Genomic DNA, 25,979 nt, shown 5'->3' on the forward strand with positions numbered 1-25,979 from the left:
TCTCGCCGGTTTGCGATAATGTTGAAAGGGTGAGATCGATGGGGAATACGCCCATGGTGGAAATGCGCAAAATCACAAAAGAATTTCCGGGTATCCTTGCTAATGATCAAGTTTCATTAGTTGTTAACAAAGGCGAAATTCATGCACTCTTGGGTGAAAATGGAGCGGGGAAGAGTACGTTAATGAGCGTGCTCACTGGATTGTATCGACCCGACGGGGGCGAAATATTTATTGAGGGCAAGAGGGTTGAATTTTCTTCGCCCAAAGATGCTGTTAAAAAGGGTATAGGCATGGTACATCAGCATTTTAAACTTGTTCAGCCCTTTACCGTCGCTGAAAATATTATGCTCAGCATTAAAGAACTGAAACAAATTTACAACCTCAAAGAGATCGAAAGGCAAATTATTGGGCAATCGGAAGCCTTTGGACTTTCTATCGATCCCAAAGCGAAAATCTGGCAGCTTTCGGTCGGTGAACAGCAAAGGGTGGAAATTATAAAATTACTGCTTTTAGGTGCTGAATTCTTAATTCTTGATGAGCCGACGGCTGTATTGACACCTCAAGAAGCCAAGGCGCTCTATACTACCCTGCAAAAAATGGCCGTAAGCGGTAAATCTATTGTCATTATCTCTCACAAGATGAACGAAGTTATGGAAAACACCAATTCTATCACTGTTCTCCGAGACGGGAGATCTATTGGGACTGTTCAAACGAAAACAACAAATGAAAAAGAGCTTGCCAAAATGATGGTTGGCAGAAATATTTCTTCCACAACCGGGAAGACGCTGTCTGCCAAAACAGATATACTTATGACTTTAGCAAATGTTTCAGCCTTAGGTGACAATGGTTTATTAAAATTGAAAAATATTTCAATGGATATATATAAAGGAGAAATTCTCGGCATAGCCGGTGTTGACGGCAACGGGCAGAAAGAACTAGCAGAAACGGTGGCAGGTCTGCGTTCTGCTAAACAAGGAGCTATTTCTTTCTGCGGCAAGGATTGTACAAAGTCAGGGCGTAAAAAGCGGATTAACCTCGGTATTAGCTATGTACCGGAGGATCGTATGACGACCGGCCTTGTAACCGAGCTTAACGCTTATGAAAATGTTGCGCTTAAAAGTTACCGCAAGTATCCTGGACCCTTTATTTCCTGGGATAAAGTCAAACATGATTCTGAGCAATTGATTGAGAAATTTGATGTTCGGCTGGCGAGTATGTCCAATCCCGTAAAAATGATGTCGGGAGGGAATATTCAGAAGCTTCTTTTGGCACGGGAAATTGAGTCCAATCCTAAATTAATTATTGCTGTTTATCCCATGCGCGGTCTGGACATTGGTGCTACGGATTATGTAAGACGTTTGCTTATTGGAGAGAGTGAGAAGGGCATAACTGTACTTCTTATCTCGGAAGACTTGGAAGACATCCTTTCCATGACGGACCGCATCATCGTAATGCACGGCGGAGAAATCATGGGTGTCGTTAAGCCGAACGAGACATCGCGTGAAGAAATAGGCCTGATGATGGCCGGCAAAAGAAAGGTAGATCTTCATGAAGCGTAAACTTTTAGGAAGCTGGGAGATAAAGAAAACAAATACAAGCTCTGGGTTAAAGAAGGTTGTCATCTCTGTAACTTCCATCATCCTGGGTTTAATCTTTGCGGGTCTCTTTGTGCTGCTCACCGGGAAAAACCCTTTGGAACTTTACACTGAGATCGTGCAATCCTCTGTAGGTTCTATCTACGGCTTAAGTGAAACGATCGTGGAAATGATTCCTCTTGCCTTGTGCTCCTTAGGGGTTTCTCTGGCTTTCCGGATGCAATTATGGAATATCGGAGCAGAAGGCCAATTTTATATGGGTGCTTTTGGGGCAACCTATTTTGCTCTCTTCTTTTCCGGTTTGCCTAAACTGGTACTCCTGCCCCTGATGTTACTCGCAGGGTTAATTTGTGGGGGACTTTGGGCTTTGATTCCGGCCCTGCCGAAGGCCTTTTGGAATGTTAATGAAACAATTAGTTCTCTTTTACTTAACTATGTGGCTTACCTTTGGATTGCTTATCTTGTATATGGCCCTTGGAAGGATCCAAAAGGAAATAACTTTCCTCTGACAAAGCCGTTTTCAGACAATGGAACAATTCCGGTTTTCGGGAACACTCGAATTAGTTATGCGCTTTTTTTGATGTTTATTATTGCAGTTATTCTATTTTTTATTCTTAAGCATTCTAAATGGGGTTATGAGATACGTGTCAGCGGTTCCAGCCGCAAAGCTGCTGATTATGCAGGTATGAGCTATATTAAAAATGTCTTATTGGTTATGTTTTTGAGCGGGTCTATATCGGGAATTGCTGGGATGGCTGAGGTATCAGGTGTTCTTCACCGCTTACAGCAGACTATTTCTCCGGGCTACGGTTATACCGCCATACTCATTGCCCTGCTGGCCCGTCTGAACCCCATCAGTATCCTCCTTGTATCCTTTTTAATGGGCGGATTGCTTGTAGGCGGCTATAGTTTGCAGACCTCCGGTTTTCCTTCAAGCATGGTTTCCATGTTTCAAGGCTCGATTCTATTCTTCGTACTGGCAGGCGAAATGTTTAATAATTACCGTTTGGTAAGAAAGAAGGCATGATGGTATGAATCTGAATTATTTAATCGCCATCCTTGCCTCCGGGGTTGTTGCAGGCACTCCGATTTTATATGCTTCTCTTGGAGAAGTTATCACAGAGCGTGCCGGCATTTTGAATCTGGGGGTCGAAGGCATGATGCTCGTGGGGGCAGTAAGTGCTTTTTACGTGGGAACGTTTTCCCAGAATAAATGGCTGGGTTTACTAGTGGCTATCGTTGCCGGCGGGCTTATGGCCCTAATTCATGCAGTAATAACCATTGCTTTTCGGGCCAATCAGGTGGCGAGCGGTTTGGCTTTGACGATTTTTGGTACAGGCTTATCGGCTTACTTAGGTCGTACGTTAGTCGGAATTCCGCCAACGTCAACATTTAAAACCGTTCCTCTTCCGGGTCTCTCTCAAATTCCTATCATCGGCAAAATCCTCTTCAATCAGGATCTTATGGTTTACCTAAGCGTGATACTTGTTATTGTCCTTTGGTTTGTTTTTTATAAAACAAAGGCAGGCCTTCTTCTTAGAGCAGCCGGGGAAAATCCGTCGGCTGTCGATGCCTTGGGACATAACATTTTTCTGGTTCGCTATGCGGCGGTCATAGGGGGCGGCATGTTTGCAGGCGCCGGGGGAGCTTATCTATCCCTGGCTTATTCTCCTTCTTGGGTTGAAAATATGTCGGCAGGCCGTGGCTGGATTGCCGTAGCCCTTGTTATTTTTGCCGTCTGGGATCCTGCCCGCGCTTTGCTGGGAGCCTGGCTGTTTGGTGTCATTGCTTCACTGGGCTTACATCTTCAGGCCTTAGGAGTGATGATTCCGTCTTATTTTTTGCAAATGCTTCCTTATATTTTTACGTTTATTGTTTTGGTAATCACAACGAGGGAAACGAAAACCAGGCGTTCAGGGACACCGGCTGCTCTAGGAATTCCTTACTCGCGTGAGGAACGTTAGTGTGGAACTGGGAGTCTTATGATTGAATACAAATTCGTACTTATCTATAGCGAATAACGAATTTGATTTTAGGGAGCCAACGCGAAAAAAGTTGGCTCTTACTTTGTATTCTTACTAGGGGTGATAGCTATGCGAACTTACGAAGATATTAAAACAGTGCTTGAAGCGGGTTTGAAAATTCAGGATTGTGATCTGAAGCTGGATAATGTTAATCTGGTCAATGTTTATTCCTCACAGATTTATCCCACGAATATCTATATTAAGGGAAAACGGATTGTATCTATTGATCCTCAAGCAAGTTTAACAGCCAAAGAAACTCTCAATTGCCAGGGGATGTATGCCATACCGGGTTTAATTGACGGACATATGCATTTTGAAACTACATTGCTCTCACCGGAGTCCCTGGCCGAAGTTCTTGTACCACAAGGTACGACAACCCTGATGGCTGATCTTATGGAGATAGCCAATGTTGCGGGGATTGAAGGGGTCAAAACTTTATTAAATTCGATTGCGAGCCTTCCTTATCGAACCTATATTCAGGTTTCTTCCCGTGTCCCCACAGCGCCGGGCTTAGAGACGACCGGAGGGGTTTTAGGGCTGAGCGAAGTCGAAGAATTGTTAAACTGGAGCGAAAGTATTAGTTTAGGCGAACTTGATCCCTCGAAGGTACTTTTTATCCAAGATGAGTATCTGCAAAAAATTGCTGCGGCCCTGGGCCGCCGGAAGATTGTTAACGGACATGCTATTGGTCGTTCCGGTCAGGAGCTCAACGCCTACGCCAGTGCGGGCATGTCTGATGACCATGAATGTGTGACTTTCCAACAACTTCTGGAGAGAGTGCAGTTAGGGATGACGGTGATGATTCGGGAAGGCAGCACAGAACGTAATGTTGAAGAACTTATTCGCGGGGTTATCAGGCAGGAATTGAGCTCTGAACATTTAATATTCTGCACCGATGATAAGCATGTCATTGATATTCGTAACGAAGGTCATATTAACTACAATGTCAATAAAGCAATTTCACTGGGAATGAGACCAATGCAAGCTATCCAAATGGCAACCTTGAATCCCGCAAGACATTTCCGCTTAGAGGATGAGATCGGGAGTATTACCCCTGGGAGATTGGCGGATATACTTCTCGTCAAAGAATTGTCGGATATTACTCCTGTCAAGGTTATATATGAAGGAAAAATTGTTGCTGAGAACGGCCGGCTTGTGAAGGAAACCAACCAGGGATGTTATCCTGAGTGGATCAAAGAGACTGTTAAACTCCGAAAACCTATTATTGAAGATTCCTTTCACATACCTGCCCAAAGACAAGGGCCAAACACGCGGGTAAATGTGATTCGAATCTATAATGATCAAATTATTAACGAATGGGATATCGAGGAATTATCTGTCGTTAAGGGTCAAATTGTAAATAACCTTGAAAAAGATGTTTTAAAGCTTGCCATTGTTGAACGCTATGGTAAGACAGGAGGGGTTGGGATTGGCTTCGTAAAGGGGTTTCAGCTGAAGCAAGGAGCTTTAGCTACCTCCATGTCTCATGACCATCATAATATCGTCTGTGTGGGGACAAATGATAAGGATATGACCTGTGCAGTAAACATGATTTACAAGCTGCAAGGCGGGATGGCCGCTGTTCATAATGGAGAGGTTATTGGAAAGATGGAATTGCCAATTGGCGGTTTAATGAGTGAAAAACCGGCCGAAGTTGTGCTCAGGGAGCTTGAAGAGGTAAATAAGGCAGCTCGGCAATTAGGATGTACATTACCTTCTCCGTTTATGACCTTATGCTTTATTTCCTTACCAACAGTTCCTAAATTAGGCCTGACAGATTTTGGGCTTATAGATGTGCTCGCACACAAATTAATTGATCTAGAACTATGATCTTAACAGCGGTCTCTAGGATTAAAGAAACGGGTTTAAGTTTAGGTTGAATTAAAGATCCTGAATTGAAAGAAAGACAAAAAGCGAGGGGAATTCCCGTTTTTTGTCTTTCTTAATCTTTTTGTAACTTTTTTAAGAACTTTGTAAAAAAGAAAAGGACAAAAAAGTGTATTGTATAAATATCCCGATTAAGACATGTTAAGCTCAAGAAATGAAGAAGTTTAAAATGATTACCCTAGGCGGTATAACTTGGTTTACAATAAAGGGGCAGGTTTAACCTTAGAAACTCGATGAGATGGAGTGGTCTGATGAAGGAGAAAAAAACAAGAATACTGGTTGTTGAAGATGAAGAATCAATCAGGCGCTTTATAACTCTGAATTTATTTGCGGCGGGATATCAAGTGGAAGAGGCAATTACAGGTGAAGAAGCTCTGTCGAAACTTAAGATGTTTATTCCCGACGTTGTCGTGCTTGATCTCATGCTGCCCGGTATTAGTGGTCTGGAAGTCTGCCAAAAAATTCGTCAATCCATGCCGGAAACATTGGTTATTATGCTGACAGCTAAAGGTCAGGATACAGATAAAATCTTAGGTTTGGAATTAGGCGCAGATGATTATATGGTTAAACCATTTAATCCCTTTGAATTAATTGCCCGTATTAAGGCGGTGCTGCGGCGAAGTGTGGGGCCTAGAGAGACAAAACAAATCCTCAGCTGTGGAGATTTGTGTTTGGATATAACTTCAAACAAATTTTTCAAACTGCAGACGGAAATCGAGTTGACCCCGACTGAATTTGCTTTGCTGAAAATATTTATGGAAAACCCAGAAAGAGCACTTAAACGAAATGAGATGCTGAATGCTGTCTGGGGAGAAGATTATTTTGGCGATACTAAAACACTGGATGTGCATATCAGGCGCTTGCGGGAGAAAATAGAAGATAATCCTTCTCAACCTAAATATATCAGGACAGTTTGGGGTTCAGGGTATCGTTGGCAGCAGGAGTCTTAAGGATGAGAGGTATAAGAGCGAGGCTTACAGCTAATTTCATGATTGTTATTATTATCACAGTCACAATTTTGGAATTGCTTCTTATTTATACAGTTCGTCGCAATTATTATGGCAGTTTAGAAGGAAGTCTTACCAATCAGATAAAAATTTCAGCCGATTTATATGCCAAATATTTTTCAGATACTTCGCTCAAAGAAAATGTCCTGTATAATGTCGATGCTTTTTGGAATCAAAGTAATGCAGAAGTAGAGATTGTTGACAAGGACGGAAATATTGTCATGGACTCACAAGGAACAATCCCTTCTGAGAAAGCTGCTTATAACGATATAAAAGATGCCCTGATGGGCAAGACGGGAAAATGGATTGGGACTCTTAGTGGGCAAAAAGTTATGGCTGTCGCCTATCCTTTAAAAGCCAAAGATCAGATCGTTGGTGCCCTGCGCTTTATCAGCTCTTTAAGTGCAGTCGATGAAGATATTCAAAATACTGCTGTTATTTTTATTGCCATTGGCGTCGTAGTTGTTGTTATTGTCGGATTAATCAGTATCTTTCTGGCAAATACAATAATTGTCCCTTTGCAGGAAGTGACTGAAGCGGCTCAAGAGATGGCCGCCGGAAACTTTCAAGCTCGCAGTAAAAAAACACATCAAGATGAGATTGGCAAGCTTTCCGATACACTAAACTACATGGCTGATGAAATCGTCAAAAAAGAACAACTTAAGAACGACTTTATTTCTTCGGTGTCCCATGAACTTCGTACGCCGCTGACCTCAATTATGGGTTGGGCCATAACGCTTCAAAATGAACAATTTCAGCATAAAGATATGCTCAATGATGGGCTAGGCATCATTGCTAAAGAGAGTGAACGCTTAACTCATATGGTAGAAGAACTTTTGGATTTCTCTAAGTTTATATCCGGCAGAATTAAACTCCAAAATGGAGAAATAAACCTGGGAAATCTTATGGAATATATTCACAAACAATTAACGCCCAGGGCAGTCCGGGAAAATGTTAATTTTAGCCTCCAATATCCCCGGAATTTGCCGCTAATCATGTCAGATGCTGATCGCTTGAAACAGTTGTTTATTAATATATTAGATAATGCCTTTAATTTCACGTCTCCTGGTGGGTCGATTACCTTTCAGGCAAAGATTCAGGAAGAAGTGATTATGATTATAATTTCTGATAATGGATGTGGAATTAGGGCGGATGAATTACCTATGGTTAAAGAAAAATTTTATAAAGGGAAAAGCTCATGTTCTAAAAATGGGATTGGTTTATCAATATGCGAGGAGATTGTCAATTTAATTGGCGGCAGATTAGAGATTAATAGTGTGTTAGATCAAGGAACTGATGTTGTTATCATCTTGCCCAAAGGGGTGATTCTTGATGGCTAGGATTGTCAGGCTTTTGATAATGGTGGCTATTATTTTTCTGCTTGGCGGATGTACTAAACTTTCCTGGACTACTGCGGGAAAAATTGTTCCGCCTGTCGGTAATGTCTGCCCTTTGGAAGGAAAATGGGTTGTGATTCAGGACTTGAGCAGCAGCAGACACAGCGGAGCTGATGATCAGATATGGATTGGGAATACTGCCCAGTTTACCCGGGGAGCAGCTATGCTCGGAAATTATGTATGGAACCAGCCTTCTTATAAAATAAAAAAGGTCAATTCTACAGATTATTTAATGACGAAATACTTGATGCTCTCAAGTAGTTTAGTGCCGAATAATACGGTAATTGAAGTAACCACCGTATCAACTTCTGAAAACTTTTTGGGTGAATTTATCAGGGTCGATGATTCCAAGCTTATCGCCTTCGCCGAGAACAAGGTATTGCTGCTAAAAAGGGTATCGGATCAAGTAGATAGCTCCTTAACTGCTGCCGATCTTGATGGCGTAAATAAAAATCAAAAGGGCAAACCTGCAACGTCAGGTATTTTGCTGGGACTAAAAACTCCTGGAAATGATGGTAATGCCTATCAGACGTTTTGGATAGCAGCAAGCAATGGAAAACTCCATCCCCTGTTAATGGAGAAAGACATATTTTTTCCGCGGAGTAGTGGATTCTGGTTTCTCCAGGTCCATAATGTGTCGACCGGGTCTATAAAAGAGGACGAATTATCAGCGCGTGACGTTTCAACTAAAATTTCCGGAATTGAAACAAAAACTATGGGAATTATTCAACATGATATCCCTGGAAAGGTACATCAAAGAATTATTGATTATGTTGGGAATGATTATGTAGCTATCGAAAATAAAGTTGATGGCGTCGATCAATTGCAGGTATTACCTGTGGATAAAATTTCAGCCCAAGAGGGAGTTAAGATATCTGACTTACTGGAAAATAGCGGATCTGTTGTTTATAACAATGCCAGGGCTCAAGCCATCCAATCGTTAAGAAATAAGGGAATTTCCTCGACGGATAATGACGACAGAGAGGAGAATTTTGGGCTTTTGCGTAAAAATGGACATTGGTATCTTCAGGGAAGAATTAACTATGAAGATGGGAATACACCCCGCTATCTGGATTATAATGTGAATTTAATTCCTCCTGCCAAAATGGTTTCTTATGACACGCTATGTCTTAGCTGGCAAAATATCAAAGACCGAGTCCCAGATGCTATGGATGCATTTACTTCACCAAATCGAGATATCGCTTTAATTAAGACTAAAGCCAAGCTCTATGTTTACGGAATTACGAATGATCAGTTAGGAAGCGAACCTTTGACGAAATTGAATTTGAAAGAAGGAGAGGCGGTTGTCATGGCTGAATGGGCTACGGGATCTTATGTTGATAATTGGGAGAAAGCTTTTGCGGCAAATGGTGCTCAGAAGTATGATCTAACATCACCGTAACGGAGCAAAAGAGAATACTGCTAGTTGTTAAATATGATAATAGAAAGGTTGACCACTATGAGTTTTGATTTTTTTCTTACAGCTTCTGTATTTTCTATTTTAGGTTATAGTTTGTGCTATATTACGATGGCTCATAATAAGGAAATCAATAAAGAATAAGGATATGGAATCGGCAACTCCAATCTGTCCAAATTAGAAGAGCCGAGCAAATGCTCGGCTCTTAACAAAGGAATTCATTAAGTTAACTGTTTTTTATGACATTCTGTTCCCTGGAAGGTTGCGCTCGGCTAATTCAATAGCCATTTTCACCATATTTCCACAGTCCCTTGAAGAAACTCCTCCAAAACCTTCTTGATGAAGGGTCCCAGCAAATCCTAACTCTTGAGCAATTTGCTCTTTTAACTCATTTGACATCATGCTGCTGCGTCGTCTTGACATGTGGAATCCTCCCTTCAAATGGTAGTTTCTTTCAATATGCTGTTTCTGATGAAAGCATTGTTAGTATATGATTATAAGGAAAAGCTATGTACTAAAAAATTTACTCCGGTTCAATAATTTGGAACTAAATTGGTTTTGAAACTTGTCCTTCCTTGATTAATGCAGAACTTATATTTCGTTGGCTTCTAAATGGAAAAAAGATATAATTAAGAATAAAAATAACAGCAGGCAGAAAGAAGGAGAGGAGTATGGTTAATTATACGGCAGCTCAGGAGTTAGCGTTGGAAAAGTTTAGAGCAAATTCTTTAGAAGTTATATCGCACTATTCAAGGTATCCTCTTGTGGGTAATGCCCTTTCCATTGATTTTCTGGGCGGTCAATACATTTTGGATTATCCCAGCGGAATTTTTAAAACTGTTAATTCCTTCGAAAAGGAACTATCTATACCAACGCAAATATTAATCCTTCATTACCTGGAAAATATTGCTGAGGTTGAAGAGACTGGAAAATTAATATCCTTTAAGGAACTACCCGGAGGGAGCATCTATATCCAGCCCTTTACTCACCGGGCCATTGATCCATTGGTCAGATTCTTCGGGGATAAGCCGGATAAACTAAAAGCAGTGGTCAGTCATTTAGGAGGGTATGCTAATAGCCTCGGAGACGTGGGAGTGACTATCAGGGCTTTTCCGCGCGTACCGGTTACGTTGATACTATGGAGGGGGGATGATGAATTTCCAGCTTCGGGGAATATTCTATTTGATTCTTCAGCATCTTTAATGCTGCCAACTGAAGACTATGCCGTTCTTGCCAGTGCGATTGTTGCCAGGCTAAAAGGGCTAAGCTCTATGATTTAGACAAGTCACTACCTTAGGAGACCTATTCTGGGAATTAAAGAAATTGGTATTTATAAAACTTTGTTCGGGAGGAACAAAGTTTTATTTTTATATCTGAAGAGGTTACAAGTGTCTTCGGGGCCGGGAATGGTTATCTTAATCCTGGGTTAACTTGTTCAGCTGAAGCTGAACATCGGGGCTTCGGCGGACTGCCTTATAATTTTGCTGAAAATATTAACAGTTTCGCTGTTATATCTCCAGAGTAAACAGCCATGATGGTTATTGGGTATTAGTGTGCATTTTGCTATGATTTGGGTTTAATCGTTGAATTGCATTAATCCATTCCTTATGGTTCACACTATATTTGAAGAGGTGAGCTTATGCATACGTTATGGAAAGGCTCAATCAGTTTTGGCCTTGTAAATGTTCCGGTAAAAATGCATGCTGCAACAGAATCACAAGAGTTTAAATTTAATTATTTGCATAAAGACTGTCAGCATAGAATCCGTTCAATTAAAAAATGTCCTTACTGTGATAGGGAAGTTGAAATGGCTGATTTGGTCAAAGGATATGAATATGAGAAAGATCGCTATGTAATTATGGATGAAGAAGAACTATCTGCCCTTGAACAGCCTACGAGTCGATCCATCGAGATTCTTGATTTCATTAACTTGAGTGAAATTGATCCGATCTATTATGATAAATCATATTATTTGTCTCCTGAAGAGACTGCTCAAAAAGCCTATCGTTTGTTGTGTCAAGCTATGGAAGAAAGCGGGAAAGCAGCTTTGGCTCGGGTTACCATGCGATCGAAGCAGCACTTAGCTTGCCTGCGCGTTTTTGAAGAAGGGCTGGTTTTAGAGACCATGCATTATCCGCAGGAAATTCGACATATGGAGGCAGCTTGGGGCCGAATTGTTCCAACAGAAACTGAATTAACTATGGCCCGACAATTAATCGATAATCTAGCACGTCCATTTGAACCGGAAAAATACAGAGATGAAGTACATGAACAGGTGGCGGAGATGATCGAAAGTAAGGCTGCAGGAGAAAGCTTTAAGGTAGAAGCTCCGGCCAAAGGTGGTCAGGTTGTAGATTTAATGGAAGCGCTGCGGGCCAGCATTGCCTTAACGGAGCAAGAAAAGGAAAAAATAGAAGAAGCGGAAACAATAAAAAATTCAAATCATGATGATGTCGCTCCTAATGAACAGGAGCAGCACCATCCTAAAACTACCCTGACCCCCAGGAAACGACCTGTCCGACGGGCTAAAGGAGCGTAAGTTTGAGGGATTCCACATTATTTTACTTAATCTCGAAAAATTCAACAATGTTTTAGGCAGGAGATGGCTCCTTTTGCCCCGAAAAGATGGGCAAGGGGGGCATAGGATGGAAGAAATAGATAACGAGAAATTATTTCGGGCGGCATTTCGGACAATAAAAGGTGTTGGGAGTCAGCATCTGCGTTTACTTATTGCTTACTTCGGAAGCGCTGTGCAGGCGTGGGAGGCCAGCCATAAGGATTATCTAAAGATTGCCCCTCGAGGGAAGTGGGTTGCTGAAGTACTGAAGGAACGAAAAAGAATCGATCCTTGGAAAATAGGGGCAGACCTTAAGTCTCGGAACATTAAGGTCGTTACCCCCAAGGATTGTAATTATCCTCCTCTTTTACTTGAATTAACCGATATTCCGCCCCTTCTCTATTATCAGGGAAACCTTGAAAGCAATTCGGCGGTCATAGCAATTGTCGGATCAAGGCAGGCAACTGCTTACGGAAAATCTGCAGCACGTATGTTAGCTCGTGATGCGGCAGCTCAAGGTCTTGTTGTTGTAAGCGGACTTGCACGCGGTATTGATACGGCGGCTCATCAAGGGTCAGTGGAAGGATATGGAATTACCTGGGCTTTTTTGGGATGTGGTTTAGATCAGATTTATCCGCGGGAAAATTATCATTTAGCTAAGGAAATCTTAGATAGAGGTGCTTTGATCAGCGAGTTTCCTCCCGGAACACCACCCCTTGCTGCAAACTTTCCCGCACGGAATCGGTTAATTAGCGGATCTTCTCAAGGTGTTATAGTAGTTGAGGCTGCTGAAAGAAGCGGAGCAATGATTACTGTTGATTTTGCTTTAGAACAAGGACGGGAGGTTTTCGCAGTCCCTGGACCAATTTTCAGTCCGCAAAGTCGCGGCCCACACATTTTATTACGCCAGGGAGCTAAAATCGCCGAAGGAATTGAAGATATTTGGAATGAATGTTTTTCCTCACTGGAAGTAAAGGCTGTAAAGAACGTTCTGTCTGAACAGCAAACGTATCAAGGAGAGAGATTTCCTGAAACGGACGATCAGAGAGCTATTCTTCAACAACTAAGTGACGTTCCCCTCCATATTGACCAACTAGCGTTACACTCGTCGTTATCGGTAGCTTCGCTGTCACTGGCTTTGTTGGAATTACAATTACAAGGAAAAATCAAGCAATTACCGGGACAAAATTATGTATTAGTTCGTGAGTGCTAGACATACGACCAAAAAGGCGTTAAGATAGGCATTAGTTTTACCGGCACAAATTATATCTTGATGTGAGTCATCCTTTAGGCACTTTATTTAGAAATTTCTGTATTAATAATTATTTAATAAATTTCAAAACCAGTAAATCAATAAGAAAATATAGGCAAGTTGATCGTCCGGAAAACAAACCTGCAAGGTTCTTAAGTTTATTTGAGGTGAAATTATGTCGAAAACGCTTGTAATAGTAGAATCTCCAGCCAAAGCTAAATCAATCAGCAAATTTTTAGGAAATCGCTATACCGTAAAAGCTTCAATGGGACATTTGCGGGATTTGCCTAAAAGTCAGTTAGGAGTTGATTTAGATCATGATTTTGAGCCGAAATATATTGCTATTCGTGGCCGCGGAGATTTAATTAAAGATTTGCGCTCAGCTGCTAAAGGCGCTGATAAAATTTTTCTCGCTTCTGACCCGGATCGTGAAGGGGAAGCAATTGCCTGGCATCTTTCTTTCTTGTTAGGTCTGACGCAAGGAGAGAAAAATCGTATTGAATTTCATGAAATTACCAAGTCTGCAATTCAGGCAGCCATAAAACACCCTCGTGAACTTGATATGGATCGAGTGGATGCCCAACAGGCTCGCCGGGTTTTAGATAGATTAGTGGGTTATCAATTAAGTCCTTTGCTCTGGAGAAAAATTAAAAAGGGTTTAAGTGCCGGCCGAGTCCAATCTGTAGCTGTTCGTCTCATCGAGGATCGGGAGGAACAAATTCGCTCTTTTGTGTCAGAAGAATACTGGAGTTTAACTGCGAATCTTGAGTCTAAGGGCGGTAGATTTGGGGCAAAACTATTAAAAAAAGCGGACAAGAAAATATCTATCTCCTCCAAAGCTGAAATGGAAATAATTCTAGATGATATTAAGGGGAAAGAGTTTAACGTTTCAGATGTTCGTGCTAAAGAAAAGAAAAAGCAGCCCGCACCTCCTTTCACGACGAGCAGCTTACAGCAAGAAGCACATCGAAAACTTAGCTTTTCACCGAAACGTACTATGATGTTAGCTCAACAGCTATATGAAGGTCTTGACTTAGGTAAGGAAGGCACTATCGGACTTATTACTTATATGCGTACTGACTCTGTTAAAGTGGCTGAAATTGCTCAAACCGAAGCGAAAGAGTGGATCTTAGCTCATTATGGAAATGATTATTATCCCTCGGAACCTCGTCAGTTTACGAATAAGGGACGTTCTCAGGAGGCCCATGAAGCGATTCGGCCTACCCTTCCGCTGCGGTCTCCTGAATCGGTAAAGGGGATTTTGTCACGGGATCAATTACGTCTGTACCGTTTGATCTGGGAACGGTTTATTGCCAGTCAAATGAGTGCAGCTATTATGGATACTTTGACCGTCGATATCATGGCGGGGGATAATCTTTTTCGGGCTAACACCTCAACGATCCGTTTTCCGGGCTTTTTAGCGGTTTATGAAGAAGGAAAAGATGAGGAAGACGTATCAGATGATGAACAAAGTTCGTTAACTTTTTCTGTTTTGCCGGGTGAACCGCTTAAACTTATCCAATTGCAAGAAAAACAACATTTTACAGAGCCGCCGCCGCGCTATACTGAGGCTTCCTTAGTGCGGAAGTTAGAAGAGGAAGGCATTGGAAGGCCAAGCACCTATGCGCCTACGATTGAAACTATTCAAACGAGAGGTTACGTTGTCAAAGAAGAAAAACAATTGATTCCAACGGAACTGGGAGACATCGTTATTTCTCTTCTTAAAGAGCATTTTCCGGGTATCGTAAACCTGGAGTTTACGGCGAATTTGGAGGATAAACTCGATCTTATTGAAGAAGGAAGGGTTTCCTGGAAGTCTGTTGTCCAAGAATATTATCTGCCTTTCTCCGAGACTCTTGCTCTGGCCGAGGAACGAATTGGTAAGGTGAAAATTGAGGATCAGGTGTCCGAGGAGCTTTGTGAGAATTGCGGACGCAATATGGTTATTAAGATGGGGCGATATGGTAAATTCCTAGCTTGTCCCGGTTTTCCGGAGTGTCGAAATACAAAGCCATTTTTAGAACAAGTTGGTGCTAATTGTCCTAAATGTGACAAACCCCTTGTTCTGCGGCGTTCAAAGAAGGGCCGTAAGTTTTTTGGCTGCAGCGCTTACCCTGAGTGTGATTTTGTTTCTTGGGAAATGCCGGCTCCTGAACCTTGTCCGGAATGTCAGCAAATGATGGTAATAAAGACGTCCAAGCGGCAAAAGAAGTATGTATGTACAAATCCGGAATGCCGATTTACGAAGATTATCGAAGAAGAGTAAGCATCTACTGGGATAGGGGAGTTTTAACATGCAAAATGTTACTGTTATCGGTGGAGGGCTGGCAGGCTCAGAAGCTGCTTGGCAGCTTGCTAAACGCGGGGTGAAAGTGGACTTGTTTGAAATGAGACCTGCTAAATTTACCCCTGCTCACCATACTGAAGGGTTTGCAGAATTAGTTTGCAGCAATTCGCTGCGTGCGGCAGGATTGGAGAATGCCGTTGGTTTATTAAAAGAAGAGATGCGGCACTTAGATTCGTTAATTATGAGTGCTGCTGATCATACTATGGTGCCTGCCGGGGGTGCTCTGGCAGTCGACCGGAGTTTGTTTTCCAAGGAAATTACTGAGCGATTAATGGAACATCCTAATGTTACTGTTCACAGGGAGGAAGTTCGTTCTCTGCCAGAGGAAGGAATTGTGGTCGTAGCCAGTGGTCCGCTGACTTCAGACGATCTAGCGAGGGATATTTCCCGTTTAACCGGCGAGGAAGCCCTTTCCTTTTATGACGCAGCCGCTCCCATTGTAACCTACGAATCTATCGATATGAGCAAGGCCTTTTGGGCTTCGAGATATAACAAAGGTGAAGCAGATTATCTTAATTGTCCTATGTCCCAGGAAGAATATGAATTGTTTTATCAAGAATTGACTAATGCGGAAACGGCTGAAGTTCAAGGATTTGAGCAGGGAGAGGTATTTGAAGGCTGCCTCCCTGTCGAAGTCATGGCTAAGCGCGGCATTCAAACCTTAACCTTTGGTCCGCTCAAGCCTGTTGGCCTTCAAGATCCTCGAACAGATAGAAAGCCTTTTGCGGTTGTTCAGCTGCGCAAGGAGAATCAGACAGGAACCCTTTTGAATTTGGTAGGTTTCCAAACCCATCTTAAATGGGGTGAGCAGAAACGAGTATTTTCTTTGATACCTGGTTTGGAAAAAGCCGAGTTTGCACGCTTGGGCGTGATGCACCGCAATACATTTTTAAATGCTCCTAAAGTCCTCAGAGCAGACTTTAGCCTTAAGGGGAAACCATCACTTTTCTTTGCGGGGCAAATTACCGGTGTGGAAGGGTATGTAGAATCGGCGGCCAGCGGTCTTTTGGCAGGACTTAATGCCTGGAGGCGTTTACAGCAGCTGGAAACCTTGGTGTTTCCTGCGGAAACAACGTTGGGGGGATTGGCAAGGCATCTTGAAGGTTCACCCAGTCAGAGTTTTCAGCCGATGAATATAAATTTTGGTTTGTTACCGCCCTTAAGTGAACGAATACGAAATAAACGAGAAAAAAACAGCAGAATTTCTCAGCGAGCTTTGGAATCTTTGTGTGAGTTCTGCTCTCGAGAAAACTTGGAGGAGGCCGGCACAGGTGTTAGCTGATGAGTCCCTAAGTTTGTTTGCGGGCTATCAGCATGCTCAAAACCGGTCAGAACATACGGTTATAGCATACCAAAACGATCTGGGGCAATTTTTTCGTTTTGCGGCTCAGGAGCTGGGGCAAGAACCTGAAAACTTAAGGGTTGATCAGATCGATGTTTATATTGTTCGTAGTTTTTTGGGAATACTAACAGACCAGGGGCTGTCACGCAAAAGTATGGCCCGTAAACTTGCCGCCTTAAGATCGCTGTTTAAGTTTCTCTGCCGCGAAGGGATTCTGCAGATGAATCCTATACAACGAATCGCAAGCCCCAAAGTAGGAAGAAAGCTCCCGCATTTCCTTTATCTGGATCAAGTTGAGGGTTTGCTCCATGCTTCTGATTGTACACGGCTTCTAGGTGCACGAGATCAAGTGATTATGGAACTTCTTTACGGCTCAGGGCTAAGGGTTAGCGAACTAGTTAGTTTGAATCGTGAGAGCCTGGATTTGGATGGCGGATTGATTAGGGTTTTGGGCAAAGGAAATAAAGAGAGGGTTGTGCCCATTACAAATTTCGCGCGAGAAGCGGTTAAACACTATCTGGAGATGCGCAGGGACAACAATGAAGCTCTCCTCTTAAATTATCAAGGGACACGTTTAACAGATCGTTCTGTGCGCCGGATTTTGGATAAGCTAGTAACGAGAGTATCCTTGGAACGGCATGTGAATCCACATATGCTCAGGCACTCTTTTGCTACCCATCTTTTAGACGGCGGAGCAGATTTAAGAAGCGTTCAAGAATTGCTTGGACATCAAAAACTAACGTCAACTCAGATTTATACTCATTTAACTCGGGAACGATTAAAAGAGGTCTACGGAAAATCACATCCTCGAGCAAAAACAATGATAGACCCATTAGAAAAATAAATATTCACAAAAAGTTGCAAATTGTCTACAATTGACTTGACATGCTGAAAATGCCCTAGTAAACTGCATAAAGGAGGAGTTATCATGTTTCATGCAACGACGATCGTCGCAGTGAAAAGAGGGGATCATGTAGCCATCGCTGGAGATGGGCAAGTGACCTTCGGGCAGGCCACTGTGATGAAACATAAAGCCCGGAAAGTGCGCCGCTTATTTCAAGGTAAGGTAATTACCGGATTTGCGGGCTCAGTAGCGGATGCTTTTACACTTTTTGATAAATTCGAACAAAAACTCGAAGAATATCATGGGAACCTGCAACGAGCAGCTGTTGAGTTGGCTAAAGAATGGCGTATGGATAAAATGCTTAGAAATCTTGAGGCCCTGCTCTTAGTCGCAGACAGCCAAAATCTCTTAATTGTTTCTGGATCTGGGGAAGTCATTGAACCCGATGATGGGATTGCCGCTATTGGTTCGGGAGGAAACTATGCGTTAGCTGCTGCTCGCGCTTTAGTTAAGCATACAAACCTAACACCGGCGGAAATTGTAAGAGAATCAATGCTTGTAGCTGCCGGGATTTGTGTTTATACTAATGAACAAATTATGGTTGAAGAGTTATAGGGGGTGATATTGATACCATGGAAAGCTTAACTCCTCGAGAAATTGTCCGTGAATTGGACTCCTATATAGTTGGACAAGATGCCGGTAAACGGGCTGTTGCAGTTGCCTTGCGCAATCGCTATCGTCGTTCTTTGCTGCCGGAAAAATTGCAGGATGATATCATCCCTAAAAACATTTTAATGATCGGTCCTACAGGTGTCGGCAAAACAGAGATTGCCAGACGCTTAGCCAAACTTGTTAGAGCTCCTTTTATTAAAATCGAGGCAACGAAATTTACCGAAGTGGGATATGTAGGCCGTGATGTGGAGGCTATTATCCGGGACTTAGTGGAAATTGCCTTGAGGATGGTCAAGGCAGAACGCGCAGAAATGGTTCAGACACAGGCCGCAATAAATGCTGAGAAACGTTTGCTTGAACTCTTGGTTCCTGGGAAACATTCCGAGAAATCCTCAGCGAATCCCTTTCAGATGCTGTTTGGACAATCTTCGGAGTCGGAGAAGGACGATAATATTACTCCTGAGCTTGAAAAGGAGCGGGCGCTGGCAGCAGACCGCCTGCGAAGTGGAGAACTCGAAGAGAAAATTATTGAGATTTCCGTTGAAGAGACGACACCCCTATCGGATATGTTAGGTAATAATATGATGGAGATGGGCCTAAATATTCAGGATATGGTGTCCGGGATACTGCCTAAACGGCATAAAAAGAGAAAGGTAAGCGTCAAAGAGGCACGAAAAATTTTAATCAATGAAGAGACTCAAAATTTAATTGATCAAGATGAGGCTGTTAACGAAGCCATTCACAGGACTGAACATGAGGGTATTGTCTTTTTGGATGAAATTGATAAGATTGCCGGGCGAGAAGGTTCCGGAGGGCCTGATGTGTCGAGAGGCGGAGTACAGCGAGATATTCTTCCCATCGTCGAAGGTTCAACGGTAGTTACCAAATATGGTCCGGTTAAAACTGATCATATTCTTTTCATTGCTGCCGGGGCATTTCATCTTAGCAAACCTTCAGATCTAATTCCGGAACTGCAAGGAAGATTCCCCATCAGGGTTGAATTAGAATCATTAAGTGTTGCAGACTTCAAACGTATCCTAACTGAACCTCAATCGTCGTTAATTAAACAATACAGTGCTTTGCTAGGAACAGAAGGGATAAGGGTGGAATTCACGGAGAATGCTATCGATGAATTAGCTGAAGTTGCCTACAGAGTAAATTCTACCACTGAAAATATTGGCGCTCGACGTCTCCATACAATTATTGAAAAGGTTTTGGAGGAACTGTCCTTTGAAGCGTCTGAACTTCCTGAAGATTACACTGTAACGATTAATCGAGAATATGTTCAGCAGCGTTTGGGTAATGTAATTCAAAACCAAGATTTGGCGCGTTATATCTTATAATCTAAAATTCGAAGCAAGTTAAGGAGGACAAAAAACTAATGGAACAATTATTGGAAAAAACAAGAGCTATCAATAAATTAATTCAGCGTGCTGCCGGAAATCCCGTCGATTTTGAAGAAATGGCTAAGGTGCTTCGCCAAGCCATTATTGCTAATTGTTACATTGTCGGACGTCGGGGGAAAATCTTAGGCTATAGTTTTATGAATCACTTCGTTTGTGGGACGATGGATGAAATCGTTATGCATTCCGAGCGCTTTCCTGAAAGCTATAATGATGGACTTATGAAAATCAGCGAGACGAAGACGAACACCACTCAAGTTGCTAACGGTTGTATCTTTGACTGCAATACGCCATGCCATTTCAACAATAAAGTAACAACCGTTGTTCCGATTTTAGGCGGAGGCGAAAGAGTTGGAACGCTTGTTTTAGCAAAATATGATGAGGAATTTAAGGAAGAAGATCTTGTCCTTGCCGAATATGGTGCAACAGTCGTAGGAATGGAAATTTTGAGGGTTAAAGCTGAACGTGCTGAAGAGGAAGCACGCAAAAAAGCAGCAGTGCAAATCGCTGTTGGTACTTTATCTTACTCCGAACTTGAAGCTGTTGAGCATATCTTTGCTGAATTAGGCGGAGGAGAGGGATTATTGGTGGCCAGCAAAATCGCAGATCGAGTTGGTATTACTCGTTCGGTTATCGTTAATGCTCTCCGTAAGTTTGAATCGGCCGGAGTTATTGAGTCTAAGTCCTTGGGAATGAAGGGGACTTATATTCGAGTTTTGAATGATTATCTTCTCGACGAATTGGATAAACATATTAAACATGCAAAGTAAACTGACGTGCCGGAGGTGGTTTTCGTGGATGAGCATGAATATATTTACAAATTGAGACCGCTTGTCATCCCTGGCCTCTTCTTTCTCGTCCTTTATCCTATCCTTTTGGGGTGTATCTATTTATTTCACAGGTTTCCGAGTATGGAATTAGGTGTACTCATAGGGATATATTGTCTTAGCGTTCTTGGCATTCTCTCCTTATGGGTTATCGGTAAGAGTAAACGTGTACTCATTAATGAGCAGCAGATTATCTTCAGTTCCTTGTTAGGTAAACACGTTCTTGATCCGAAGGACATCCGTCGAGTTGCCTTTTATTTTGACGGAAAGGGACAAGAAGTTGCGCAAATTCGCACAGGAGATGTCTTTTTCTACGTAAGTGAATTTTACTTTCCCTTTCCAGAACTTATGAGTGATTTGGAGAATTTTATCCGGCAGCATGGGCTGCGATCAAATTTAGAGAACTATTTAGGATTAAATGAATGAGTTCTTTATCGTCTTTTGCTAAGGTTGCCCCTTTACGTTAGGATTTATCACAGGATCTTCTGAATTAAACTTGTTTTTAATTGCATTAAGGTTCGTATTATGCTAATCTATTCTCAGTGTGATTTACTGACACACGCAGTGGGATTGGGACGCTGTTCTTTGTAAGGACAAAGGGCGTTCGAGGATGAACCTGCGGAGGAAAAAAACAAATGAAAGTAGGTATGAAAAAATGGCAGTTATCTCTATGAAGCAATTGCTGGAAGCCGGTGTTCATTTCGGACACCAAACACGTCGCTGGAATCCTAAGATGGCCCGTTATATTTTTACAGAACGTAATGGAATCTATATTATCGATCTGCAAAAAACCGTAAAAAAGGTTGACGAAGCTTATAATTTCGTCCGTAACCTGGCTACCGAAGGAGGAACTATGCTCTTTGTCGGCACTAAAAAACAGGCTCAGGAGTCTGTTAAAGAAGAAGCTGAACGTTGTGGCATGTTTTTCGTTAACGAACGCTGGCTCGGAGGAATGCTGACGAACTTCCAAACAATTCAAAAGAGGGTTGACCGTTTGCGCGAACTGGAAAGAATGGAAGCTGAGGGAGTTTTCGAAGTACTCACTAAGAAAGAAGTATCTGCACTTCGCCATGAAATGGAGAAACTGGAGCGTTTCTTAGGCGGTATCAAGAATATGAAGAAACTTCCGGATGCGTTATTCATTGTTGATCCTCGCAAAGAACGTATTGCAGTGGCAGAAGCACGCCGCTTAAATATTCCGATTGTTGCCATTGTGGATACGAACTGTGACCCTGATGAAATTGATGTTGTAATTCCGGCTAACGATGATGCCATTCGTGCCGTTAAATTGCTGACAGCTAAAATGGCTGATGCAATTATCGAAGGACAACAAGGCAGTGTGGATGAAGCAGAAGAAGCAGCAGAAACCGGAGAAGTTGCTGAAGGATAAAACTCGAAATTCGAAGTTCGAGGCGCGAAATTTCGAAGTTCGCGCCTCGAATTTTGCGCTAAAAACTATTGCAAATAATTAAATATTGGCACCGTGCCCTGAGCATTGTGTATTGAATTCGGAGGGTTGATTATGGCTGAAATTACGGCAGCGCTGGTTAAAGAGTTACGTGAACGTACTGGCGCAGGAATGATGGATTGTAAAAAGGCTTTAACTGAGTGTAATGGCGACATGGATAAAGCTAGCGACTTTTTACGTGAAAAAGGCTTAGCGGCAGCAGCTAAAAAGGCAGGACGAGTTGCCGCAGAAGGAACTGTTGAATCCTATATCCATGGAGGCGGACGCATTGGAGTGCTCCTGGAAGTGAATTGTGAAACAGACTTTGTGGCTCGCGGAGAAGAATTTAAATTACTGGTTAAGGATGTTGCTATGCATATCGCTGCTGCAAATCCTCAATATCTTAACAAAGAAGAGGTCCCTGAAGATGTCCTGCAGCATGAGCGAGATATTTTGAAGGCTCAAGCTCTTAATGAAGGAAAGCCGGAAAAGATCATCGAAAAGATGGTTGAAGGACGTATTGAGAAATATTATAAAGAAGTATGTTTAATGGAACAAGCTTTTGTCAAAGATCCTGATAAGACCATTAGCGATTTAGTGCTTGATAAAACTGCTAAAATTGGGGAACGAATCGTTATTCGTCGCTTTACTCGCTATGAATTAGGTGCAGGTATTGAAAAACGACAAGAGGATTTTGCTTCAGAAGTCATGAAAGAAATTAATCGATAGTTGTTAGAAAATTGATCTAGAGAACACCCTGGTGTTCTCTTTTTCGAATGTAATGTGACTTAGTACTTACTTGAAAAAGGATTATTTGGAGGTTATCCATGGAAAAACCGCAATATGGTCGAGTCATCCTGAAAATAAGTGGAGAAGCGTTAGCAGGAAATCAAGGGTTTGGTCTTGAACATAATATGCTGACCACCGTCGCCAGGCAAGTGGCGGAGATCAGAGCTTTGGGAGTAGAAGTTTGCGTGGTTGTCGGCGGCGGTAATCTCTGGCGTGGAATCGCCGGAAGTGCTCAAGGGATGGATCGGGCTACTGCTGATTACATGGGAATGCTGGCGACAGTTATGAATGCTCTGGCCCTGCAGGATGCTTTAGAAAAAGCAGGCTCTGATACCCGAGTATTATCAGCCATTGAAATGCGTCAAGTGGCGGAACCCTATATCCGCCGACGAGCGATTCGCCATATGGAAAAAGGTCGTATTGTAATTTTTGCCGCCGGAACTGGGAACCCTTATTTTTCCACTGATACTACAGCGGCACTGCGTGCAGCTGAGATTGAAGCGGAAGTCATACTGATGGCTAAGAAGGTTGATGGCGTTTACGATTCTGATCCTGTAAAGAATCCTCAAGCTAAGAAATTCGATCGTCTCAGTTATCTTGAAGTTCTAAGCAGGGGTTTAGGAGTCATGGATTCTACAGCGACGTCACTTTGTATGGATAATAATATTCCTGTCATCGTTTTTGATTTAACAAAAGAAGGCAATATCAAGCGAGTCGTTCTCGGTGAATCAATAGGAACATATGTTGGGAGGGATAGTCAATGATCTCTGAGGTAATTAAGGATGCGGAAGAGCGAATGCGTAAAGGAGTTGATGCTCTGCGCAAAGAATATGGATCGATACGAGCCGGTCGAGCTAATCCGAACGTCTTGGATAAGGTCACGGTTGAATATTATGGTGCCCCTACACCAATTAATCAACTGGCTAATGTCTCTGCCCCGGAACCAAGGCTGCTTGTAATTCAACCTTGGGATAGGTCAGTTTTGCCTGCCATCGAAAAGGCCATTTTGAAATCTGATCTTGGACTTAATCCCTCAAGTGACGGCAGCGTAATTCGCTTGCTGATTCCGCAATTAACCGCTGAACGAAGAGCAGAAATTGTAAAAAAAGTTAAAAAAGAGGCTGAGGATGCTCGAGTTGCTGTGAGAAATGTCCGTCGGGATGTTAATGATAAACTGAAAAAATTAGAAAAAGATCATGAAGCCTCTGAAGATGAAGTTAAACGCGCGCAGGATGAGGTTCAAAAAATCACTGACCGAATTATAAAAGAGATTGAACATGTTATGGAAACTAAGGAAAGTGAAATCACCGAAGTATGACATTTTCGTGGTACGGATTAAATTGGGATGAAGTAAGAAGAGATCTTGAAGCTTTGGGTAAACCGTATGCTTTCCAAATCACTTATCCGCGTGGTAAAATGGAAACGGGGGGCAGCTTGCGAGTTGTCCGTCTGCGGGAGTTTGAAGATCGAGTAGATATTATTTTGGCCCATGAGAAGTACTCACGCTGTGAGCATCGACCCCCTAATTGTTAAGGGGGTCTTTGACCTCTCTATGTGATTCTGACCGATCTATTTGAGAATCGAATATCATATTATGAGGTGGAATAATGTGGTTCAAATCTTGGAACCAAACGAAAAATAATTTACCAGACCAGGTTGCTATGGACTGCCTCCCTCGTCATATTGCTATTATCATGGATGGGAATGGGCGCTGGGCTCAGAAACGTGCCTTGCCTCGTTCCATGGGACATCGCGCAGGTGTTGAAGCTTTGCGTAAAATAGTTAAGACTTGTTCCAAATTAGGAATTGAAGTCCTAACTGTTTATGCTTTTTCGACAGAAAACTGGAGCAGACCTAAGGATGAAGTTGGCATATTAATGAAGTTGTTGACCGAATATCTCAGAAAGGAACTCGAAGAACTGCATCAAAATAATGTTGTCATTCGAGCCATTGGGATACTTAATGATCTTCCTCAGGAAGCACAACATGAATTAGAACATGCCGTAGAGCGCACTAAAAACAATTCAGGGTTAGTCCTTAATCTGGCCTTAAATTACGGTGGACGCTCCGAGATCATTGATGCGGTCAAGAAAATGAGCCAAGATGTTTTAGAAGGAAAACAAAAAATTGATGATATTGATGAAAAACTCTTTAACGAGAAGCTTTTTACGGGCGGACTTCCTGACCCGGATTTATTAATAAGAACTTCTGGCGAAATGAGATTAAGTAATTTTCTCTTATGGCAGCTGGCTTATACAGAAATTATGGTTGTTGAAGAGTTTTGGCCTGACTTTGGAGAAAACTCCTTAATAGAGGCGATAAAAGTATACCAGAAAAGAGATCGCCGTTTTGGCGGAATACATACAAATTGAGGAAATTGTGATGTTTAAAAGAACCATTAGTGCCTTGATTGGTGCTCCGCTTCTTTTGGGGTTGACGTATCTGGGCGGCCCTTATACAGCTTTTCTTGTGGCTGTACTGGCCATATTAGGCTTACGCGAGTTTTTGCGCATAGGCAAACATATGGGCATGAAGGTTTGGAACATATTGACTGCCCTGGCGACAGTCGGCTGGCTCGTTATTGTTTTCAGGTACGGCTCTGAATGGATGTCAACAGCTATTATATTTTGGCTGCTTATGACCTTTGGCCGTCTTGCTCTGACTTACCCGGAAACCCCCTTCACAGAAGCAAGTTTTAATTTTTTAGCTGTCATGTATTCAACAGTTTTACTATCCCATTTATACTTACTGCGCCAGCTTCCCCATGGTTTAGAGTGGACCTTTCTAACATTTTTTTTGGTATGGGCGACGGATACTGGTGCATACCTTATTGGAAGAGGATTTGGCAGACATCTGTTAGCTCCTCAGGTCAGCCCTAAGAAAACTGTTGAAGGTTCCATTGGCGGATTGTTATCAAGTGTTGTCGTTGCTCTTTTGTTTTGGCGCTTGGCGAATGACGCAGCATTTCTTACGTATTTTGTTTTAGGAATTACGATTGGCATTAGTGCTCAAATTGGTGATCTTTTTGAATCAGCTTTAAAGCGAACGGCGGGTGTTAAAGATTCGGGAAGCATAATACCGGGACACGGAGGGATCTTAGATCGGTTTGACAGCCTGATTTTTGCTCTTCCATTGGTATATTATGGTGTGATTTTGCTGTCGTGAGGTGAGA

General features: G+C 42.4%; 25 protein-coding genes. 24 read left to right on the forward strand and 1 reads right to left on the reverse strand.

All coding sequences use genetic code 11. The features are described 5' to 3' along the window. Positions 1-53 precede the first annotated feature (53 nt). The 7 genes from DEAC_RS16525 to DEAC_RS16555 all read left to right on the forward strand — a co-directional run bounded on the left by DEAC_RS16525 (position 54) and on the right by DEAC_RS16555 (position 9,312). Entirely contained in the window at positions 54-1,559 is a 1,506-nt protein-coding gene (locus DEAC_RS16525; protein ID WP_053006477.1) for an ABC transporter ATP-binding protein, read from the forward strand. Continuing rightward, positions 1,549-2,622, forward strand: a complete 1,074-nt coding sequence (locus tag DEAC_RS16530) for an ABC transporter permease (RefSeq protein WP_047811181.1) — start codon at positions 1,549-1,551, stop codon at positions 2,620-2,622. Before DEAC_RS16525 ends, DEAC_RS16530 begins: the two co-directional genes overlap by 11 nt. A gap of 4 nt (positions 2,623-2,626) precedes the next feature. Next, on the forward strand, positions 2,627-3,559 hold the full coding sequence (locus tag DEAC_RS16535) for an ABC transporter permease (RefSeq protein WP_047811182.1): 933 nt from the start codon (positions 2,627-2,629) through the stop codon (positions 3,557-3,559). 129 nt (positions 3,560-3,688) lie between these two features. Next, entirely contained in the window at positions 3,689-5,449 is a 1,761-nt protein-coding gene (ade, locus tag DEAC_RS16540) for an adenine deaminase (protein ID WP_047811183.1), read from the forward strand. Positions 5,450-5,757: 308 nt separating this feature from the next. Next, on the forward strand, positions 5,758-6,456 hold the full coding sequence (locus tag DEAC_RS16545; RefSeq protein WP_047811184.1) for a winged helix-turn-helix domain-containing protein: 699 nt from the start codon (positions 5,758-5,760) through the stop codon (positions 6,454-6,456). 2 nt (positions 6,457-6,458) lie between these two features. Next, a complete protein-coding gene (locus DEAC_RS16550) occupies positions 6,459-7,853 on the forward strand; it encodes a HAMP domain-containing sensor histidine kinase (protein WP_047811185.1) in 1,395 nt (464 codons plus the stop codon). Next, a complete protein-coding gene (locus DEAC_RS16555) occupies positions 7,846-9,312 on the forward strand; it encodes a hypothetical protein (RefSeq protein ID WP_047811186.1) in 1,467 nt (488 codons plus the stop codon). Before DEAC_RS16550 ends, DEAC_RS16555 begins: the two co-directional genes overlap by 8 nt. Before the next feature lie 252 nt (positions 9,313-9,564). Here DEAC_RS16555 and DEAC_RS16560 read toward each other — a convergent pair whose 3' ends face one another. Beyond that, the gene (locus tag DEAC_RS16560) at positions 9,565-9,750 is read right to left on the reverse strand and encodes a hypothetical protein (RefSeq protein WP_047811187.1); all 186 of its coding nucleotides are present in this window, start codon (positions 9,748-9,750) and stop codon (positions 9,565-9,567) included. Between the two features lie 248 nt (positions 9,751-9,998). Here DEAC_RS16560 and DEAC_RS16565 point away from each other — a divergent pair, with 248 nt between their 5' ends. The 17 genes from DEAC_RS16565 (at position 9,999) to DEAC_RS16645 (ending at position 25,972) form a co-directional block, all read left to right on the forward strand. Beyond that, positions 9,999-10,607 (forward strand): DUF3786 domain-containing protein, encoded by a 609-nt coding sequence (locus tag DEAC_RS16565; protein ID WP_047811188.1) that lies wholly within the window; start codon positions 9,999-10,001, stop codon positions 10,605-10,607. Between the two features lie 359 nt (positions 10,608-10,966). Next, positions 10,967-11,866, forward strand: coding sequence for a non-homologous end joining protein Ku (gene ku / locus DEAC_RS16570; protein WP_047811189.1), 900 nt, complete (start codon positions 10,967-10,969; stop codon positions 11,864-11,866). A 106-nt stretch (positions 11,867-11,972) separates the two neighbouring features. Then, positions 11,973-13,097: a DNA-processing protein DprA gene (gene dprA / locus DEAC_RS16575; protein WP_047811190.1), complete on the forward strand. Its 1,125-nt coding sequence runs from the start codon at positions 11,973-11,975 to the stop codon at positions 13,095-13,097. A gap of 214 nt (positions 13,098-13,311) precedes the next feature. Further along, on the forward strand, positions 13,312-15,402 hold the full coding sequence (topA, locus tag DEAC_RS16580; RefSeq protein ID WP_047811191.1) for a type I DNA topoisomerase: 2,091 nt from the start codon (positions 13,312-13,314) through the stop codon (positions 15,400-15,402). A gap of 28 nt (positions 15,403-15,430) precedes the next feature. Continuing rightward, a complete protein-coding gene (gene trmFO, locus DEAC_RS16585) occupies positions 15,431-16,765 on the forward strand; it encodes a methylenetetrahydrofolate--tRNA-(uracil(54)-C(5))-methyltransferase (FADH(2)-oxidizing) TrmFO (RefSeq protein ID WP_047811192.1) in 1,335 nt (444 codons plus the stop codon). Continuing rightward, positions 16,755-17,669, forward strand: coding sequence for a site-specific tyrosine recombinase/integron integrase (gene xerA, locus DEAC_RS16590; protein WP_047811193.1), 915 nt, complete (start codon positions 16,755-16,757; stop codon positions 17,667-17,669). The genes trmFO and xerA overlap by 11 nt, the downstream gene beginning before the upstream one ends. Before the next feature lie 84 nt (positions 17,670-17,753). Then, positions 17,754-18,284, forward strand: coding sequence for an ATP-dependent protease subunit HslV (hslV, locus tag DEAC_RS16595; RefSeq protein WP_047811194.1), 531 nt, complete (start codon positions 17,754-17,756; stop codon positions 18,282-18,284). Positions 18,285-18,301: 17 nt separating this feature from the next. After that, positions 18,302-19,684, forward strand: coding sequence for an ATP-dependent protease ATPase subunit HslU (hslU, locus tag DEAC_RS16600; RefSeq protein WP_047811195.1), 1,383 nt, complete (start codon positions 18,302-18,304; stop codon positions 19,682-19,684). Positions 19,685-19,722: 38 nt separating this feature from the next. Beyond that, complete coding sequence (codY, locus tag DEAC_RS16605) at positions 19,723-20,514, forward strand: GTP-sensing pleiotropic transcriptional regulator CodY (RefSeq protein WP_047811196.1); 792 nt, start codon at positions 19,723-19,725, stop codon at positions 20,512-20,514. 24 nt (positions 20,515-20,538) lie between these two features. Then, positions 20,539-20,997, forward strand: a complete 459-nt coding sequence (locus DEAC_RS16610; RefSeq protein WP_047811197.1) for a hypothetical protein — start codon at positions 20,539-20,541, stop codon at positions 20,995-20,997. A gap of 229 nt (positions 20,998-21,226) precedes the next feature. Beyond that, entirely contained in the window at positions 21,227-21,961 is a 735-nt protein-coding gene (rpsB, locus tag DEAC_RS16615) for a 30S ribosomal protein S2 (RefSeq protein ID WP_047811241.1), read from the forward strand. A 132-nt stretch (positions 21,962-22,093) separates the two neighbouring features. Then, entirely contained in the window at positions 22,094-22,747 is a 654-nt protein-coding gene (tsf, locus tag DEAC_RS16620; RefSeq protein WP_047811198.1) for a translation elongation factor Ts, read from the forward strand. A gap of 98 nt (positions 22,748-22,845) precedes the next feature. Further along, complete coding sequence (gene pyrH, locus DEAC_RS16625) at positions 22,846-23,571, forward strand: UMP kinase (protein WP_047811199.1); 726 nt, start codon at positions 22,846-22,848, stop codon at positions 23,569-23,571. Next, a complete protein-coding gene (frr, locus tag DEAC_RS16630) occupies positions 23,568-24,125 on the forward strand; it encodes a ribosome recycling factor (protein ID WP_047811200.1) in 558 nt (185 codons plus the stop codon). Before pyrH ends, frr begins: the two co-directional genes overlap by 4 nt. Further along, the gene (locus DEAC_RS16635) at positions 24,122-24,340 is read left to right on the forward strand and encodes a hypothetical protein (RefSeq protein ID WP_047811201.1); all 219 of its coding nucleotides are present in this window, start codon (positions 24,122-24,124) and stop codon (positions 24,338-24,340) included. Before frr ends, DEAC_RS16635 begins: the two co-directional genes overlap by 4 nt. 74 nt (positions 24,341-24,414) lie before the next feature. Then, positions 24,415-25,179 (forward strand): undecaprenyl pyrophosphate synthase, encoded by a 765-nt coding sequence (uppS, locus tag DEAC_RS16640; RefSeq protein WP_047811202.1) that lies wholly within the window; start codon positions 24,415-24,417, stop codon positions 25,177-25,179. A gap of 10 nt (positions 25,180-25,189) precedes the next feature. Next, a complete protein-coding gene (locus DEAC_RS16645; protein ID WP_047811242.1) occupies positions 25,190-25,972 on the forward strand; it encodes a phosphatidate cytidylyltransferase in 783 nt (260 codons plus the stop codon). Positions 25,973-25,979: the final 7 nt, after the last annotated feature.

The sequence above is a fragment of the Desulfosporosinus acididurans genome (assembly GCF_001029285.1).
Classification (GTDB): Bacteria; Bacillota; Desulfitobacteriia; order Desulfitobacteriales; family Desulfitobacteriaceae; genus Desulfosporosinus; species Desulfosporosinus acididurans.

Bases quoted from the DNA above. Each gene is read 5' to 3' on its own strand.
- DEAC_RS16545 (WP_047811184.1), top strand. From the start codon at position 5,758: ATGAAGGAGAAAAAAACAAGAATACTGGTTGTTGAAGATGAAGAATCA.
- DEAC_RS16565 (WP_047811188.1), top strand. From the start codon at position 9,999: ATGGTTAATTATACGGCAGCTCAGGAGTTAGCGTTGGAAAAGTTTAGA.
- hslV (WP_047811194.1), top strand. From the start codon at position 17,754: ATGTTTCATGCAACGACGATCGTCGCAGTGAAAAGAGGGGATCATGTA.
- DEAC_RS16525 (WP_053006477.1), top strand. From the start codon at position 54: ATGGTGGAAATGCGCAAAATCACAAAAGAATTTCCGGGTATCCTTGCT.
- DEAC_RS16560 (WP_047811187.1), bottom strand. From the start codon at position 9,750: ATGTCAAGACGACGCAGCAGCATGATGTCAAATGAGTTAAAAGAGCAA.
- DEAC_RS16550 (WP_047811185.1), top strand. From the start codon at position 6,459: ATGAGAGGTATAAGAGCGAGGCTTACAGCTAATTTCATGATTGTTATT.
- DEAC_RS16530 (WP_047811181.1), top strand. From the start codon at position 1,549: ATGAAGCGTAAACTTTTAGGAAGCTGGGAGATAAAGAAAACAAATACA.
- tsf (WP_047811198.1), top strand. From the start codon at position 22,094: ATGGCTGAAATTACGGCAGCGCTGGTTAAAGAGTTACGTGAACGTACT.
- ade (WP_047811183.1), top strand. From the start codon at position 3,689: ATGCGAACTTACGAAGATATTAAAACAGTGCTTGAAGCGGGTTTGAAA.
- frr (WP_047811200.1), top strand. From the start codon at position 23,568: ATGATCTCTGAGGTAATTAAGGATGCGGAAGAGCGAATGCGTAAAGGA.
- pyrH (WP_047811199.1), top strand. From the start codon at position 22,846: ATGGAAAAACCGCAATATGGTCGAGTCATCCTGAAAATAAGTGGAGAA.
- topA (WP_047811191.1), top strand. From the start codon at position 13,312: ATGTCGAAAACGCTTGTAATAGTAGAATCTCCAGCCAAAGCTAAATCA.
- trmFO (WP_047811192.1), top strand. From the start codon at position 15,431: ATGCAAAATGTTACTGTTATCGGTGGAGGGCTGGCAGGCTCAGAAGCT.
- DEAC_RS16635 (WP_047811201.1), top strand. From the start codon at position 24,122: ATGACATTTTCGTGGTACGGATTAAATTGGGATGAAGTAAGAAGAGAT.
- dprA (WP_047811190.1), top strand. From the start codon at position 11,973: ATGGAAGAAATAGATAACGAGAAATTATTTCGGGCGGCATTTCGGACA.
- rpsB (WP_047811241.1), top strand. From the start codon at position 21,227: ATGGCAGTTATCTCTATGAAGCAATTGCTGGAAGCCGGTGTTCATTTC.
- DEAC_RS16555 (WP_047811186.1), top strand. From the start codon at position 7,846: ATGGCTAGGATTGTCAGGCTTTTGATAATGGTGGCTATTATTTTTCTG.
- ku (WP_047811189.1), top strand. From the start codon at position 10,967: ATGCATACGTTATGGAAAGGCTCAATCAGTTTTGGCCTTGTAAATGTT.
- uppS (WP_047811202.1), top strand. From the start codon at position 24,415: ATGTGGTTCAAATCTTGGAACCAAACGAAAAATAATTTACCAGACCAG.
- codY (WP_047811196.1), top strand. From the start codon at position 19,723: ATGGAACAATTATTGGAAAAAACAAGAGCTATCAATAAATTAATTCAG.
- hslU (WP_047811195.1), top strand. From the start codon at position 18,302: ATGGAAAGCTTAACTCCTCGAGAAATTGTCCGTGAATTGGACTCCTAT.
- DEAC_RS16645 (WP_047811242.1), top strand. From the start codon at position 25,190: ATGTTTAAAAGAACCATTAGTGCCTTGATTGGTGCTCCGCTTCTTTTG.
- DEAC_RS16535 (WP_047811182.1), top strand. From the start codon at position 2,627: ATGAATCTGAATTATTTAATCGCCATCCTTGCCTCCGGGGTTGTTGCA.